Below are 17431 nucleotides of genomic sequence, written 5' to 3' on the forward strand. Positions count from 1 at the left end.
GGTTATGGCAAATAAAGTATATAAATTTATTGATCTATTTTGTGGTGCAGGTGGCTTTGCTAAAGGGTTTGAGATGTCTAATCAGTTTAAATGTATTGGAGGGATCGATAATAAGAAAGCAGCAGTTGAGACACATAAATTAAATTTTAAGAATTCTGTATCTGTCCATGCAGATATCAGGGAGCTCCCACCTGAGGAGTTTCATAAAATGATTAATTATCAAGATGTTGATGTAGTCATTGGAGGCCCTCCATGTCCAACTTTTAGTACAATTGGACATGCAAAGATTCAATCGGTTAATAAGGATAATGGGGGCTGTATTACTGAAGATCCTCGTAATGTTTTATTCATGGATTATTTGGAATATGTGAAGTATTTCAAACCAAAGATGTTTGTCATGGAGAATGTTCCTCAGTTTTTGACAAAATATAAAGGAAAAACATTCGAGGAGGTTAAGAGGATTATAGAGAGAGATTTACCTGATTACCACATTGTTGAGAATGTTAAGGTGTTGAATAGCGTAAACTATGGTGTTCCTCAAAGTAGAAGGAGAATGATATTGATAGGACACCTTAAGGGGTATAGTTTTAAGTATCCTACTATTACTCATTGGTATAAAGGCTCTAATTTTAATATCAATCCAAACGATGACGATATTGATATAAATAGCTTGAAGCCTCATGTAAATGTCGAAAGTGCAATATCTGATTTACCTAATATCACAGATAATTGGAGAGTGAGTATTTGTGAATACTCTAAGCATGGGGACCTTGATGATTATCAGAAATTAATGCGCCAAAATACAAATGGTACAGTAGCGAATAATATATGTAGAATGTCAAATGAGAGAGCAAAAAAAGTATTTGCTCATATGAAGCAAGGTGATATTTACATGGATTTACCAAAAGAAGTTCGTCAAATTTTACCATTTAGAGAAGATATATTTAAGGACAGATTAAAACGATTGGTTTTAAAAAATCCTTCATGGACTATTTTGGCTCATATCGGTATGGATGGTTATATGTACATCCACCCAACAGAATTGAGAACACTTTCTGTGAGAGAAGCTGCAAGAATACAATCATTTCCAGACGATTTTACTTTTGTAGGTAATCAACAAGATACTTATGTACAGGTAGGTAATGCTGTACCTCCAATTATGGCAAAAGCGATTGCAGAGAGTGTTTATGAAGGTTTAACTCATGAAAATTAGATCATAGAATGATTTATATAAGGAATATTTTTAAGCAAGATTTACGTGATGGAAAGCAGATAGCATTTACAAAAGCGATATCTAATGTTTTTTTTAATTTTGATTATCAAAAACCTGATGAAGATCGACAAATAGAGTTTAGCTTTAAAGAGCAAAAATCAGGGTTACACTACTCTAATAAAAATGGTGAAGTAATAAAAACTCGTCTATATGCCGAACGTAGTGAATCACGTATTGATGGAGAACTAAAGAGTTTTTTAAGAGAAACTTTAGATGCACAGATAGATGATATTCTTCTATTTAAGAAGAAAAAAGAGGATTCATATGAATTTGAATTTTTTCCTCAAGCCTCACCAGAGTATCAATATCTTAAAGATATTCTGAAAAAAGGGAATCATGAGATTGTGGTAAATGAAGGTAAAACTGATGAGTCTGAAAGTGACTCATCAGTTTCAGTTAGTGATGATGATTTCGATATATCATCTTTTCAATTGGCTTGTAAAGAATCTGGATTACTGTTTGAACCTCTTTTAATTAAAAGGTTTGTATCATCATTGTTGACGAAGCCTTTTGTCCTTTTAACTGGTTTGTCTGGGTCTGGAAAAACAAAGTTAGCACAATCATTTGTACAATGGATCACTAAAGATGATAGTCAATATTGTATTGTCCCTGTTGGAGCTGATTGGACAAATAGAGAACCTTTATTAGGGTATCCTAATGCATTAAATTCGGATGAATATGTTAGACCGGATAATGGGGCTTTAGATATCCTGGTAAAGGCTAGTAAGAATCCTGAGTTACCTTACTTTCTCATTTTAGATGAAATGAATTTGAGTCATGTTGAAAGGTATTTTGCAGATTTTTTAAGTGTCATGGAGTCCAAAGATGGGATATCACTACACTCAAAAGAATCAGATATCCAAGGGATCCCATCAAGTATAACGCTTCCTCCTAATTTATTTATTATTGGTACGGTTAATATTGATGAGACTACGTATATGTTTAGTCCCAAGGTATTAGACCGAGCAAATACTATTGAGTTTAGAGTAACTGAAAAAGAAATAGAAAACTTTTTTAACAACCAACAGGAAATATCATTATCGAAACTTAAATCAGAAGGTGTCTCGATGGTTACAAGTTTTTTAAAACTATCGATGAATAGACGATTTAATAATCAGGATTTGAGCGATACATATAAAGTTTTTGTAGACTTTTTTGGGGAGCTTAAAAAAGTTGGAGCCGAGTTTGGCTATAGGACTGCATCAGAAATGATACTTTTGATTAATCAACTGACAGTTGTAGATACAAAATTAAAAGAGAGTGAGAAGATAGATATTGCTGTCATGCAGAAGTTATTACCTAAACTTCATGGCTCACGCAGAAAGCTTTGTCCCGTTTTGGAAATATTGGCTAGCTTTTGTGTAGATCGTAAGGTGATTACTGATGTCGAAAAGGATATATTCAATGCAGAATCGTTTGATGAAAATAAGAAAGGAATTATGTATCCAATTTCTTTAAACAAGATATATCGAATGTATCGTGGGGCAATAGATAATGGTTTTGCTAGTTATGCTGAGGCTTAATTATGGAAGTGAGAAATAATATCGAAATAAACTTAGACTTTATTGAGAATGGACTGACACTAACAATTGATGCAAAAACTAAAAACACTCTTTTCTATGTGCCTGATGCGGCTGAAAATGGAGAGGTAGAGTATCAATTACAAGAAAGCTTTACTTATGATTATGAGTTTAATGACAATAGGTTTTCATTTTTAAAAGATATTGTTGTTCAGCCACATACACGTAAACACCATATTGGCACGATTTCACCGAATATTTATGTCGGGACACTAAGCTTATTTGTTTATAGCGATGATAAACAAGTAGGGAAAGTACTTTTAGAGGTGCAATCACTAAAATCTAGCTATCGAAGTGATTATCGTGATATGCTAGAGTTTATAACACAACAGTGTACGGATTTATTATTACAAGTTAATTCTCCTGTAACTCATAACTTTGAAACCGATTTCAATCAAGATAGTAAGTCTCTTTATCAAAAATTCACTTTTATAAGATCAATTATGGAGACAGATGAGTTTTCTGAGTCTGTACATAAAATTGTATCTGCTCCAGTGACCCAATGGAAAGAAATCACCTCAGAGAGAGACATTAGGAACGTGAGACGTTTTAAAAATTCTCATATCAAAGATCTTCTTGGAGGCTCTAAACGTACTGAATTATCTAAGTCACACTTTTTACGTAGTCGATATGGATTGAAGACAATACCGGATAAACTATATTCTAGCCGTAAGGTAGACTCAGTGGATACTCCCGAAAATCGATTTGTTAAGTTTGCTCTTGAGAGCTTCCTTATATTTTGCTCTGAAATAAATAAACGCTCAGCAAAAGATTCGAGATTATGGAAAGAGTCTTTTTTGTTAGAGAATAAACTAGAGAGTTTTTTACATCATTCTCTTTTTAAAGAAATATCATCGCCTCATACACTGAAGTTGAATAGTCCTATACTTCAACGAAAAGAAGGGTATAGAGAAATACTTAAGGTATGGTTAATGTTTGATTTAGCAACTAAGTTGGTTTGGCATGGAGGAGAGGACGTTTATGAGGGTGGAAAAAAAGATATTGCTACATTATATGAATATTGGGTATTCTTTAAGTTACTATCTTTATTTGAAGAGATATTTCAAATAAAAAAAGAAGACATATCGAATTTGATTAAGGAAACTAATGATGGGTTAAGTCTTCAATTAAAGCAAGGAAATCATACAGCCCTAAAGGGTGTTTACGATACAGGAAATCGTAAATTGAATGTTCGTTTTAACTATAATAAATCATTTAGTGGTAAGAAAGGCTATCCACTTGGAGGGAGCTGGACAACTACTATGCGCCCAGATTATACCTTATCATTTTGGCCAGAAGGCGTACCCGAAAAAAATGCCGAATTGGAAGAGTTGATAGTACATATCCACTTTGATGCAAAATATAAAATAGCAAATCTTCCAGATTTATTACATAGCTCAAGTAATGATGTATTAGAGATAGAGAAAGAAGAAAATAGAAAGGGAATTTATAAGAATGCAGATTTGCTTAAAATGCATGCCTATAAAGATGCAATTAGAAGAACAGGTGGGGCATATGTTTTATACCCTGGAGATGTGTCTGTAAATAGAAAGGGATTTCATGAGGTGATACCTGGGTTAGGGGCTTTTCCCGTTCGCCCCTCAAAATTGAATGATGGAATAGGTGAGTTAAAGTCTTTTATTTTGTCTGTTATTAACCATTTCGAGAATAGAGCTTCACAAAGGGAAAAAATCGCTTTTAGAACATTTGATATATTTAAAGACAAACCCTTTAAAGGATCTGAACTTCATGAGTCTTTACCTGAGCCATATGGAAACAATAGGCATTTATTACCGGATCAAACATACGTATTAGTTGGTTATTATAGAGAGAGTAACTATAAATGGATTATTGAAAAAGGCTTATATAATATTAGAATTGATAGTAGCAGAGGTTCTTTGAGGCTAGGACCGAGTGAAGCCGGTGCTAATTATGTATTATTGCATACGGATAGTGAAAGTGAGACAAGTAAGCTTTTTAAAATTATAGAACAAGGTCCACGCGTATTTTCAAAGCAGGAGCTTTTGAAAAATGAATATCCATCGACTCCATCACAAGATTATTATCTTGTTTATAAAATACAAAAGGTAATTGAGAGTGGACTAGAAGGTAAATCATGGGATATTAAGAAACTCCAAGAATATAAGGATGCTGGAGAATCCGCATTACCTTTTTCTGTTACTTTATCTAGGTTAATGAAAGCTAAAATAGATTAAGTTTTAGACCTCTATGAGGTTCTTCCCAACCGCTGGACTGCCTCAGGTATTATAGTAATTATTTTTCTTCGAAGAGGCAAATTCAAGCCTTTTTCAAAATCCAACTAGCGTCTTGTAAAGACTGGCCTGTGTTCGTCTGCGGCAGACCACTTGTCTTTGCCTTTACAAGGCGTGGGTTCGGATTTTACTTTTGGCTTTGATACCGGCCACCTTACCACGCAAATCCATTGGGGCAGCTCACTAACTCTATCACTGCCAACATTAGCACCTGCCCGTTAGTATAAGCGTATTTGTAAATCTTCTCATATTTGAGGCTCCACCAGAACCACTTACGGTGGTTCTTCCCTTTCCATCCATACTGATTTTCACGCCCTCGTCAATCAGCTAATTGGTGAGTACTTCACTAGTAAACTGCGCCCCTTGGTCTATGTTGACGATCTCGGGCCTATCATATGTCTCGATACATTCTTGCATGGTCTTTGGATTGTCTACTTTAGTTTTAAATTCTAGGGTGAATTTTCTTTTGCATTTCATGGTACTGCAACTAAATAAATTATTGATTTAAGCGGCAGTCCGATTTGTGGGGTAACTGTATACTTCTTAGAAAACCGTTGAGCTTATTCAAAATCACATTTTGTTTTTCTTCATTATATTTTATTTCACATTCCCATATAGTAATTACATTCCATCCTTCTCTCAAAAGATCCATCTTATGGATAATATCATTAGCACGGTTTCTTGCAATTTTCCAACGCCAAAACTCTGTATTAGATTTAGGGAGCCTGAAATACTTGCAGTTTTGATGCCCATGCCAAAAGCAACCATGCACAAAAATCACGGTCTTGTATTTAGGTAAGATTATATCAGGCTTCCCAGAAAGCAACCGACCTCTATATTTGCCATGAAGCCTGAACCTAAACCCATAACGATGTAGGAACCGACGAATAATTAGCTCAGGTTTCGTATTCTTACCTTTGATAGAGGACATGATTTTACTTCGCACTTCGCTACTGAATTTGTCAGGCATAGCTTTTGGTAGAGAAGTTACGGAATATTCTTTTTCTTCTTTCTTTGCCCTTCCTCATGTTCCTTATTTCCTTTGGTTACCTTCCTTTCAAAGTATTTAGCGTCAAGTCACATAGGAACACCAAAAACAACAATGATGATGGCAAACACTCTTATATCAGTCAAGTAATCGGTAATTGGCGAGGTTAGCCACTCAACAAACTACATTATTAGTATTTTATCCATAGCATTCGATTTTCAGTTACGTAAGTTAATAATCTAAAGACTCTCCAAAACAATTAGGATCGAAAATCTAGTATGATGCCTCAATTAGAAGTCTCCCCTATTTCATTTTGACTCGCCTATCAAAAGAGATAGGATTCCCCATATTGACTAACTATAAATCAGCAAAATAGAGGAAGGGCCAGCTTTTAAGTCAATTAAGCGATTTCAACTATCCTATTGATTGAATGGGAGAGAATTTGTCTTAGTACAACCTTGAGCCATTCGTATGGATCGTTACCATAGGTTTTATAATTCATGAATAAGACATGAAGATAACTGAATTTTCAGCTGTCTGCTTACCCCCGCAAACATATAGTTTCTCATGAGTTCATCAGCATGCTAGCATAGGTCTTCACGCTGAGGTCAGGCGTGATCACCTCGTAGATCAACTGTATTTCAAATCGAGACAATGGTGAAATAAGATCTATGATCAGTAGCCCTTATCTAATAACTATTAATCCTACTTCCGTGGGATAGTGTCCATTTTCTCTACAATTTTTTCAGAAACTTTTTCCACACTCCTACCAATCACATACCCTCCAATTCCTAGCTCCAGCAGTTCCCAAAATTGAGGCTCTAGTTCCGTGTTAGGCAACCCAAAAGCTGGGGCTGCAAACTTGGCGTACAAGATCACAAAGCCAAAACTGAGCATCAGGATAGGACGCCAAAGACGCTGGAGCATATTGCCATTGGTCTCTGCCATCACTATCTGCATTTTAAGGTGTGTCAGTTGTGTAAGATGCTGTAAGATCATATCAGAGAATTGGTGCTTAAGCTGTAGTTTCTCCTCTTTGGTAGTGGTAATATTGTCAATCAGGTGATCCGTTTTTTCAATCAGTTCTCCAGCAGAAGCAGTTAGTAGTTTTTTAATCCAATCCATTAGTTATCTTTGATAAGGCATTTACTCCATTGATCAGCCATTGCATTAGCAATTCCTTGAAATGTCTTCGACCTAATTCTTTGTCGTTCTTCCTTAGGTTTGAAGCTAGCTTCATAATACCACTTGGGCTGTTTTTTCTTTTTGCCATTTTTATCTACCCATGTCACAAAGTCTCCTGAGGAGACGACATTGGTAAACTCTAATGCAGGCAAGTTTTTCAACCATAAGCATGTTTTCTTTTGAAATGAGTCACCGAACTGGTAGGGTTGTATAATCTGATCTGGTCTTCTTATTTGTGAACTTATCACGGAAACAGGGTTTTCAATTGCAATGTGATCAATTGGAGCTTCCATCAGATCTTTAACAAACTCCAAAGCCTTTTTCCGTTTATGCCATCGATCCTTATTTTTGGTTCCATTCTTATTATATAACCATGCATTGCCACTTACTGCTAAGTACGTACATGGAGGATGTGCAATCATCATATCATACTTGCCGGAGTATGCTTCTTCTAAAGCATCTCCTTGAATATGCCATTCGGGATATTGCCCTGATGTTTCTTTTATATCACAACTGAAAGCAGTAAAGCCAATATCTCTAAATGCCTTGGTCACTGTTTGAGATTCCTCACATGCAACCAATACTTTGGGAGCCTTATTTTGGGTTAAGACAAACCCTAACCCTGACAAGGCTAGTAACTCTATTATCATCTTACTTCTTGTCTATCAACTCTTCTTCAAATACACTATACTTATAATCCTCCCCTTCCGAATAGCGGTTCTTCTCCGCCACCGCAATCCCTCCTTTTTCAATCTGGATCACGGCTTGTGCATCGTATTCACTCATCAGTCCTCCCCTAGCCGTTCCGCCAGTGGTACTTTGAAAAATGACCAGGAAGAAAGTATTCGGAAATTCCTTGCGTAGCTTGTCGAAATCTTCCTGTTTTACGCCTTTAATTTTGCTGAATGAATCGATGGCGACTACATCAAATTGTTTGGCTGCTTTTCGGATATCTTGCATGCCATTGGGAGCGTCTGAGGTGATATAGACTTTGGGCTGGTACCCTTTTTGGATATAGGCATCGGTCATGGATTTGACCAGCTTGGAATTGCGGTCTATTTCCAGGGAGAAGTAAGCCACCTTAAAATGCTTTTTGGCAAAAGCATTCATCAGCTGATAGAGAAAGCGGGTTTTACCGGCTCCTTTAACGCCTCTGAGTACCAAGGCATATTCTTTTCGTTCGACGGCATGAAGGAATTTGCCAATGTCTCCATCCAGATAGATCAATTGGCTGTTGTGGCCTACCGTATCAATCGGCACTAGATTTCCGATAACCTTGGACTGTTGTTTTTGGGCTTGGCTTTGGGGAATGCTACCAACGGTTGCCCCGCTTGGGTTGGTAGCATTTACTTTTTTGACAATCCACAGGCGCAGTGAATGCCATTCAGTGCCATAGGTGAGATTGGAATCATGCTTTCCTTGGCCTGCAGGTATTGGTTGAGCGCTGATTTGGCTTCCTTGATTTCCTTATGGAAAATATCTTTAGACGTCACCTGCTCTTTTCCCAAAGCACTGTTGATGCGGTTAAGCAAACGTTCTACCTTAGGCTTATCAGGGTTGATGCTGCCTTCCAAACCGATAAAGGATTTGAGCAAAACGACAGAGGTTCTTACCCGGTTCTCATTGGCTGCATGAACCACTTTTTCAAAGAAATCTTGACCTGCTTTACTCTTGATTTCAACATTAACCAGTTCTTCCTCTTTGGTATTCTTGAGTATTTGCGCCAATAGTTGATGAGCTTGCTGCAGCAGTGAGGCATACTTGGCTTCTTTCTGCACCTTCTGCTCTACCATCCTTCGCTCCATATCCTGATACACTCCCAATAGCTGTTTACGGGTCTTTTCTTTTCCGATTAGCGCTTTAAAACGGCGAAGCAAACGGATATCTTCAGTAAAATGAGAGATCAGTGTAGGTTGCTTTTTGGTTGTTGCGGCTTTCGGTGCAGGAGCCTTTTTAACCGTCTTTGCAATAGAAGTAGCACCTTCCTTATTAGACTGAAGTAACCCGCTTTTGATAGGGTCTTCAAAGAAGAAAAATACATCGTTTCCGTCTTTGTGGCTGCTTATCCACTGGACATATCCTTTTTCAAATTTCCATTCAGTGGCTTTTCCCCAAGTCATGGAAACACCTGAATCTTTATTGCCTTCGTAGCTGGTGGTAAAATCAGAAGTCCCGACTTTTGTCACGGTACGCTTAAACTTCTCCTTTTCGGCAAATACTTTCTCCTTGATTGATGATAGCGTAAAGTGCGAGATATTCTTCTCATTAAAGAAGGTAGACTTACCTCCATACACGACGTAAAGCGTCATTCCTTTTTTGAGAAACCGTTTGAGTTCCGCCAAGCTTTTTGCTGCAGCAGTAGCCTTACTTGCTTTTGTTTTAGGTGCTGCCTTGGGCTTTTCCTGTTTATCGACAGCCTTATTCAATTTGTCCAGGTATAAATCCACAACACGCTTAATGGCTTCACTCTGACTGTATGCAGGAAGCAGTTTTTCCATTTGCTGATCTGTCTTTTGCAAAGCGTCCGGCAGTTGGGAGAAGTTGATATCTTTTCGTTGGGTGAGATAGTTTTTAATTGTGATTGACATGGTAGTTCGTTTATTAGATTTCCAACAATGCTAGTTCTAGTTCCAGGGCTAAGGCTTCTACTTCGATCAGTGCCAGCTCTGTAGCTTCCTCTTTTGGTCGTGAGTTTGGTTTATTCTCTGTCTTTGGAATGACACAATGGGTATGATCAATATCCTTAAACTGATAACTCAGCAGGTAATTCAGGTTTTTAAACTCCTTTACCCGCTGCTCGATAGAAGCTCCGGACACTGCCATTTCCTTTTTCTTTTGGGCAATTCGTCTGGCGACTTCCAGAAAGTAGTTATCCGACTGAATACGCTGACGGTCCTTTTCAATAGCCTGATATTCCCGTTTCAGTTCATCGATCAGTCCTTGAATATTATCTTCAGGCGTTAAGCCTTTTGGCGTCAGAATTTGAGAGATAATCTTGTTGTACTTCTTAAGTGCTTCCTTGAATTTCTCCACCTTTAATCCTCCATAGAATTCTTTGTACAGGCGACTGAAAATGGTTCGTATGCGGATAATGTCCTTGTCATTGATCGAAGAACTTTTTATTACTTTCTCCAGTGTTTCTTCGTGCAGCGCAATTCCCTTTCTGGCTTCATCCTGCAGTTTCTTGGTGTCAAACCGCTTTTTGATTTCTTCCTCTGAAGGCTTGTTGCGGATAAAGTCATAGCTTTCCAACCGTTCGAATCGGGTACGGATTTCTTTCAGCACTTCATCCCGGTAGTGGTGATAATTGCTTTTGATTGACTGAAATTCCTCCAGCAATTCAATATTGCTTTGCACCTGACTTCTCAGTCCAATAATCTCCTTGTATTCGATCTTGATATCGTGTTCAGCGAGTACCTTTTCATCCGAGATCAGAGCATACTTCACCTCATTGGTATCCAGCGATTCTTCATCCAGTACGTTGCCACGATCAGAGCGGTACCATAGGTCATTGATACGGGCAGACTTTTCATCCAGCTTCTGAAAGACAAATACGTCCATGGAGTTTTCCACCAGTGGCATCACGATACGTACAAAGCCAAATTCATTCTTCTGTCTCCAGATCCTTCCTTCCAGCTGACGGATATCGGTGGGGTTCCAATTGGGATAACAGTTATAAATCACCGTTCCCTTTTTCTGCAGGTTGATTCCCTCCTTGATCGTAGAGGTACCGATCAGCACCTTACAGGTTCCTTCCAGAAAAGCATTCTTGATCTTTTCCTTATTAGTTTGCGAAATGCCACCGGAAATAATCTCCACTTCGTCCACCTTCTGACGAGGGTTAAACTTGGTGGTGATGTTTCGCTTGAAGCCTACTTTCTCTTCCAGGTACTGCTTGATAAATGGGAAATAGTCTTTGCCCCGGTCGATATAAAGTACCTGCCCCGACACTGCCTCTCCACGCTTTTCATGATACTGCTTCACGCTTTGAATACAGTCCAGCGAATATTTGATCTTGGGTGATGACTCCACAAAATCCATATAGCTCTTAGGCGCTGAACCCTTGTAAATATAAGGCGACAGCGCATTGTTCAGCGAGTCATTCATAATGCGCAGCAATCGTCCGGGGTCGTTACGACTGGCTCCTTTGGAGGCTTGTTCAGAGAGCTTATCCTGTATTTCCTTTTGCTCTGGTGTCATCTGCAGGTAAGTCAGCGTTTGCTCCTTAACAGGCAGCCTAACCAATTCCCCATTGCGCACCTCGCTTACTTTCGGCAGGTTGATCTTGCAAGGTCTTGGCACACCTGCTTCCTCTCCGGTTTTGTAGTTGATATGGTTGTAAAGGAGTTTCTGCAATACCAATCGGTTATTGAAAGAGCGTACCACGTTTTTCTCCACAATCCGACCATCAGCCCCAACGGCATATTCAGTTGTTTCCAGCACAAACGTCTCGAAGAAATCATTGATATTGAAAAGGTCCATCTGCACCAGTTGCTCACGAGCCACCAGGGAAAGCATGGAATAAACTTCCAGCGGGCTATTGGAAAAGGGAGTTGCAGTCAGCAGCATCACATTGCGGCCAAACTTTCGCTGAATATAGTTGCAGATAAAGAAGGCTTTCAACCCTTGAAAAGACGGTTCGGAACCGTTCTGCAAATGGAATCGCTTAACGGATTTACCGTCTTCTTCTTCGGACCTGCCTTTGACACTGGTAAAGATGTTTTTCATATTGTGGGCCTCATCGATTACGATATAGTCAAAGCCCAAGGTCTCCACATCCGCAATGGTACCCGACTGCCCCACCCCTATCTTTTCACGGTATTTCTCATTGGCTTTTTCCTTGGCACGTTCAGAGAAATCTTCCTGATCCAGGATATTGGACAGCTCATTGATAAACTGCATTTCCACATTGTCACCAAAGCCCAATTTCTTAAAGCCTTCGTAAGTCACCAGCGTAATGGACTTAGCCGGAAGTACTTTGTTAAGGTCGATCGACTTTTCAATGCCTGCGCCTAAGTTATACCACTCATTGATCGTAATACCTGTGCCGGTCAAGATGCCATTCAGCTGCTCCCCTCCTTCATGCTTGCCAACCATTTCCGCAATCCAGTTGCTATAAGTCGGGTTGGGTACCACCACCAGCGGACGTTTGCATTTTCCGGACTGAATGGCTGAAGCCAACTCTGAAATAGCGGTGATCGTTTTGCCCACGCCGACATCATAGGCGATAATGCCGGAGCCTGTCATTTCCATAAAGGCCACTCCCTCCCGCTGTGCTTTCCGCAACTCAAAAGGAAAGCCATGGAAAGTAGGCGACACATCCAAGGCAATCGGTACCTTCTGATAGTTGACATCAGAATGTCCATTGTAAAGACGGTTCCAGTGAATATCGATCTTTTGTTGATCGCTGATCTCCAAGGCACGGTAAAGGAATTCTGAAAAAAGACGTTCGCCTTCATCCCGGGTCAGTTTCTTGATCGACTTCCAGGCTTCCTTATCCACATAACGGGGTTTCGGATTAGACAGCAGATAGTAATTGACAATATCATTGGCCGAAATGCCTCCCTTGATTTCATTGGAGTCAATCGCATACAACCAGCTTGAATAAGCTTCCTGCAGCGTGCGCTCCTCTTCCAGAATCACACCGGTCTCATCTCGCAAAGTGCTGACCTTAAAGTTCAGGGCAAACTGAGAAATGGATAGAATCTTTGGTCTTTCGGATGCCTGAGGGTTGGTAATGGTTAACCGCTTGGGGGTGTTCTTCTGAATCACCTCCAGATGGTGCTGATAGATCACTTCCCCAAACTGTTTGACAATCGTTTCCTGCAACGCTTCCACTTCTTTCAGGCGGTCATACATATTGCCATAGGTGAAAACTGCATAAGGCACATAACCTTTTTCGGTTACGTATAACGCCTTTCGCTTCACCAGTTGTTGCAGGTCTTTTTCAGTGCCTTTTAGCAAGTACTTCTGGGATTGCAGCCAGTTGGTCATCGGTACATTCTGCTGGCGTTTGTACCATACCCAAGCTTTGATTTCATCTTCGGTAATGCCTTTGTTCAGGCGCTGGACGGTGGTGTCAAAATCTCCGGCAGGTGCATTGCCTAATCCATCCACTGAAGCGATCAGTGCCTCCAAGGATTTTTGGTGGGTACGGATCAGTTGCTGTATATGGGGCGCAAGTTGGCCCCTGTATCGTTTTATCATAGGTCTAGTAAAAACAATTCGAGTGCTAGGGCGACGGCTTCTGCTTCCAGGACGGAAAGGGAGGAGGGTATTTTGGCAGGACCAATCGTTCGCTCAATGGTACGGATCACCTCTTCTTTGGTACCTCTTACTTGTACCGGAAAGTACAGGGAGGTAGTATAAAAAGGTGTTCCGGCAATTTTTTCAGGATATAAGTTGAAATAGGTATCGTGGCGGCTTAGCTCAAAAAAGGATAAGGGCTTGTTAGCTGTGCTGGGGAGTAGTTTGGTTAGCTGCTCATTGAAAATGGATTCATGCTCTTTGGGAATTACGCCTTGCTGGTAGTACTTCTTCTCATATTCCTTTTCCTCTTCCCGATCCAAACCCAACGGCTCATAGAGCAATTTTTTCCGGTGATCCAATAAGTGATTCCTTGCCCGATAGTAGCTGGCATCTTTTGTCATAGCTGTGCTTCCAAGTGGGGAATACAGGCAGTGGCTGAGATATGCTCCTGCACCATCATCTCAATGATTTTCTGTTCGATATTTTGATAGCCCTTGGTGGTTTGGAGGAGATTGTGGACTTTCGGCGCTTTGGTTGGGGAGGTTTGGGAGAGGGCTGTGTGGATGTGGTTTCTTAGGGGTTTCATAGCGAGTTGTTCATTTTGTTGTTTCGTAACGTTTAGTATAACAAGGCGTTTTAATGCTTTTTATACATTGTTGGCATTAGTTTTAACCTCATATTTTTCATACAATTCCCTCAATTTCGTAACATCATGATCGAATTGGTTTTGCATCCATGAATTGTAGTGTTCATGAATCTTTGCCATGGAGTGAGTTTTCGATTGCTCAATCAAATGGGCAGCCATCATGCCACTCATAATAGCTTTCAGCACGCCGTGAGAAGCTCCTGGATCTAAAACAAATGCCGCGTCGCCTACTAAGAAGCAATTAGCAAAGCTGCATGGCTCGGCAATTCTCCAAGTTACATCCACCGCTTTTCTTCCTCCCGTTGACTTACCATCTTTGAGTTTTGTTGGAATCCAATCATTATCCACTTTTCGGTGCACATCCAAATCTAACCTTACCCAAGCCGTAAGATCATCCTTAACCCGCGCAATCCATGTCCAACCATTTTCATCCCATTCGATTCTTGGATTTTCGGGTTGAAACGAAGCTTCTTTTACATAACCGTAGTATGCAATCTTTTGAGCACCTTTCCAGCTAAATCTCACCCCCAACTCGTTAGCCAGCCAAGCTCTTTTCCCTGTGGCATCAATTATAAAATCAACATTTATGACGGTATTGTTTACTTCAATAGATTCTACAAATCCCTGATTCGTACTTAACTTGGATATGGTACATTTTGGAATGAATTGAGCGCCCAGGCCAATTGCTTCATTCAGAAGTTGATGGTCGAAATCTGCTCTAAAAAGCTGAAAACCTTTCCAGGCTTCATCTTCATTATATGCGATGAACTTTGATTGGCTTTCTTTTAATGATTCGATTCCCTCATGTCTCATAAAGTAGCCGTTTTCAAGAATACGAGAAACACCTAGTTCTTTTAACAAAGGTTCTATGCCAGGATGCAGGGTTTCACCAGGAGCATTTCTTGGGAAGTGAGAGCGGTCTATGATTGTAACCTCATGACCAGCTTTCAGCAGCGATATGGCGCAAGAAGAGCCGGAAGGACCGGCTCCTAGAATAATGATTTTACTCAAGTTACTTGAATTTGATTGTTTGAGTCAACGACAATAGTGACACTATCTTTAATCTTTAATGTAATCCAGTCCATCCCCTCTGAGTCAACAGAGGAATCGAGTAAAAAACGAAAGATGTAGTCATTGTTTTTGATATTGAAACTTATTAGCCCTTCACTATTTTGAACTCTAGATTTTACCTGAATGAAGCGATTAACACGATTTAAATATTCTTCCGTATCAATCTTTGCCAATTTGTGATAGTCAAATTTATTTTCAAAAGCATTGATCGTGTAGTCTACATATTCAAATTTTTTAAATCTTATTAATTCTTCTCCCTCAACTACTGTAATAACAGGTCCATGCTCACCATCCCAGCCCAAGTCGCCATTAGAACCGATTTCTTCATCAGTCAAAGGGATGATTGTGTTTCCTATTCGTCCATTCCAGAAGAACGATCGTGCAATATCTGGAGCAACAGCTGGCCAAAATGAGCTTAAAGCAGCACAAAGTTTTGCATCTTCAGGGAACGGACTTCCCAAGCCATAAGCTGCAAGATGAGGAATGTTCACTTGACCATTTGAAACCATGTCAAAGCTTGTATCCCATCCAGGTGCAAAAACGCCGGAAGCGGCATCAGTTAAATAAGAAATCCTATGCTCAATTTTAGTTTCATGACCTGATTGTGTTCGACCATTTGATGTGTTTGCGCAAATAAGTGATGTGCATGTATCGAACGCCTCAATACCCTCGAAAAGAAGTTCTTGATGCGATTGAATATTAGGAAGAAGTCTTAAGTCACAGAGAGCTTGAGCTGCTCTCGACCAAACTCTTCTGTGCCTTAAAGAGTCAAAAAGCTCTACTTGATCACAGTACGGAAAATAATCAGGTGGAGCAACTATTGAATATGCATTGATTGTTCTCCAATTGGCAAAGTCGAATGACCCATCATCAAATTTGACACCAACAAAACCATCACCTGAAAAATCTACGTAGTGGATTGATTCGTAATCTTTTCTAGCAAGCTCAGCTTCAATGTTAGCAAGGTTGTTTAAATCCGTTTCACTTCCATTATTGATTTCTGTTCTGATGTGAGCGTATTCAGGTACTGAACGCTGATCACCTGTACTCACCTGAGAAATTGGGTTTACTCGACCGCTTTCTCTCATCTCTAAGCTTGAACTGAATAGTGCCAAAGAGTTATTGTTTCTTATCAGAGGTCTTGGCCTTCCTTCTGAGTTCACCGGTATTTTAAAACGCTTCTTTAACGTGAAATTGATTCCATTTTTTTCAGCTTTTTCAACCAATGCCGGATGCACAACTGGTTGAACCAGGTTATTCGTTTTGTCGAATACGGCAATGTTCTCTTCAAATTTGTAAGGATAAGAATCCCGATCTGCAGGATTACTTCCTGTATCAGAAGAAAATGCACTTGAAATGTAGTTGTGAATTCTGGCAATTTTTTCGTTGCTATGCACAGAATCTAGATTGAAATTTAAGTTTATACCTTCAAGACATTCATCTCCATTAAATAGTTTATGAATTGGAACCCAAAAACTTAGATTTTCATCGCTAGGAGTATTAGTAAAGTCAATGGGTAAGGTTAGATTAAATCGTTTTCCAAGGATATCTGATGAACCATTTTGTCTTAATCCAATATACAAATTGTACTTTGCCGGCAGCACGCGTATCTCATTCGGATTTTTAGTAAGCGGTTCAAATCCTCGCTTTTCAGCATTGTATAAAGAGCTAGCATTACCAAGTCTTGCTACACCGGTCCGAGAATAAACCATATCTGCATGCATTTCATGAGGAGTATCAACTGCAGTCCGATATTGATTAGAAAATACAACAATGGCTAGGTCTCCGCTGGCATGAGCACTTAAAAAATCATCGAGTGATTTTTGAGAAGAAGCATAGATGTAATTTTCAATGATTTCCAGTTGTTCATAGCTTGGGAACTTAGGGATTTTGTTCTGCGCATTTTTGTCAACCCAGACTACATTCGGAGATGCAAATGCATGATATAGTAGACTTAATTCTGGCTTTCCAGGTTCAATAGCCTTCGTACCGATCAAAGAAAAATCTTTAAATCCAGGAAAGTCTCTATCGATATTCAGTTCTTTATGTAATTCATGTTCTAAGTCGTCGACTGTAATATCTAAGCCAAACTCATTAAATAACGTCTCCCAACCATGTGGACCAAGTTCATCAAGAATGTCTTTTACTTTATCTATAAGTGCCATA

The 17431-nt window shown here is 39.5% G+C and carries 13 protein-coding genes; 3 read left to right on the forward strand and 10 right to left on the reverse strand.

The annotated features are described in order from the left end of the window. Window positions 1-4 precede the first annotated feature (4 nt). The 3 genes from V6R21_RS24780 to V6R21_RS24790 are packed head-to-tail and all read left to right on the forward strand — an operon-like array spanning window position 5 to window position 5069. Window positions 5-1213 (forward strand): DNA cytosine methyltransferase, encoded by a 1209-nt coding sequence (locus V6R21_RS24780; RefSeq protein ID WP_334246215.1) that lies wholly within the window; start codon window positions 5-7, stop codon window positions 1211-1213. Window positions 1214-1221: 8 nt separating this feature from the next. Further along, a complete protein-coding gene (locus V6R21_RS24785; RefSeq protein WP_334246216.1) occupies window positions 1222-2796 on the forward strand; it encodes an McrB family protein in 1575 nt (524 codons plus the stop codon). A 2-nt stretch (window positions 2797-2798) separates the two neighbouring features. After that, window positions 2799-5069, forward strand: a complete 2271-nt coding sequence (locus V6R21_RS24790) for a DUF2357 domain-containing protein (protein WP_334246217.1) — start codon at window positions 2799-2801, stop codon at window positions 5067-5069. A gap of 553 nt (window positions 5070-5622) precedes the next feature. Here V6R21_RS24790 and V6R21_RS24795 read toward each other — a convergent pair. The 10 genes from V6R21_RS24795 to V6R21_RS24840 form a co-directional block, all read right to left on the reverse strand. Beyond that, entirely contained in the window at window positions 5623-6096 is a 474-nt protein-coding gene (locus V6R21_RS24795; RefSeq protein ID WP_334246218.1) for a very short patch repair endonuclease, read from the reverse strand. Between the two features lie 723 nt (window positions 6097-6819). Further along, window positions 6820-7239, reverse strand: a complete 420-nt coding sequence (locus tag V6R21_RS24800) for a 3TM-type holin (protein WP_334246219.1) — start codon at window positions 7237-7239, stop codon at window positions 6820-6822. Next, a complete protein-coding gene (locus V6R21_RS24805; protein ID WP_334246220.1) occupies window positions 7239-7949 on the reverse strand; it encodes a hypothetical protein in 711 nt (236 codons plus the stop codon). Before V6R21_RS24805 ends, V6R21_RS24800 begins: the two co-directional genes overlap by 1 nt. 1 nt (window position 7950) lies before the next feature. After that, a complete protein-coding gene (locus V6R21_RS24810) occupies window positions 7951-8559 on the reverse strand; it encodes a hypothetical protein (RefSeq protein WP_334246221.1) in 609 nt (202 codons plus the stop codon). 86 nt (window positions 8560-8645) lie between these two features. Next, window positions 8646-9887 (reverse strand): hypothetical protein, encoded by a 1242-nt coding sequence (locus V6R21_RS24815; RefSeq protein ID WP_334246222.1) that lies wholly within the window; start codon window positions 9885-9887, stop codon window positions 8646-8648. 13 nt (window positions 9888-9900) lie between these two features. Then, window positions 9901-13506 (reverse strand): SNF2-related protein, encoded by a 3606-nt coding sequence (locus tag V6R21_RS24820; protein ID WP_334246223.1) that lies wholly within the window; start codon window positions 13504-13506, stop codon window positions 9901-9903. Then, entirely contained in the window at window positions 13503-13949 is a 447-nt protein-coding gene (locus tag V6R21_RS24825) for a hypothetical protein (protein WP_334246224.1), read from the reverse strand. Before V6R21_RS24825 ends, V6R21_RS24820 begins: the two co-directional genes overlap by 4 nt. After that, complete coding sequence (locus V6R21_RS24830; protein WP_334246225.1) at window positions 13946-14134, reverse strand: hypothetical protein; 189 nt, start codon at window positions 14132-14134, stop codon at window positions 13946-13948. The genes V6R21_RS24825 and V6R21_RS24830 overlap by 4 nt, the downstream gene beginning before the upstream one ends. Window positions 14135-14194: 60 nt before the next feature. Then, a complete protein-coding gene (locus V6R21_RS24835) occupies window positions 14195-15205 on the reverse strand; it encodes an NAD(P)/FAD-dependent oxidoreductase (RefSeq protein WP_334246226.1) in 1011 nt (336 codons plus the stop codon). Then, window positions 15202-17430 carry a hypothetical protein gene (locus tag V6R21_RS24840; protein WP_334246227.1) on the reverse strand — a complete coding sequence of 743 codons (2229 nt, stop codon included), beginning with the start codon at window positions 17428-17430 and terminating at the stop codon, window positions 15202-15204. Before V6R21_RS24840 ends, V6R21_RS24835 begins: the two co-directional genes overlap by 4 nt. Window position 17431 lies beyond the last annotated feature (1 nt).

The organism is Limibacter armeniacum (assembly GCF_036880985.1).
GTDB classification, from domain to species: Bacteria; Bacteroidota; Bacteroidia; order Cytophagales; family Flammeovirgaceae; genus Limibacter; species Limibacter armeniacum.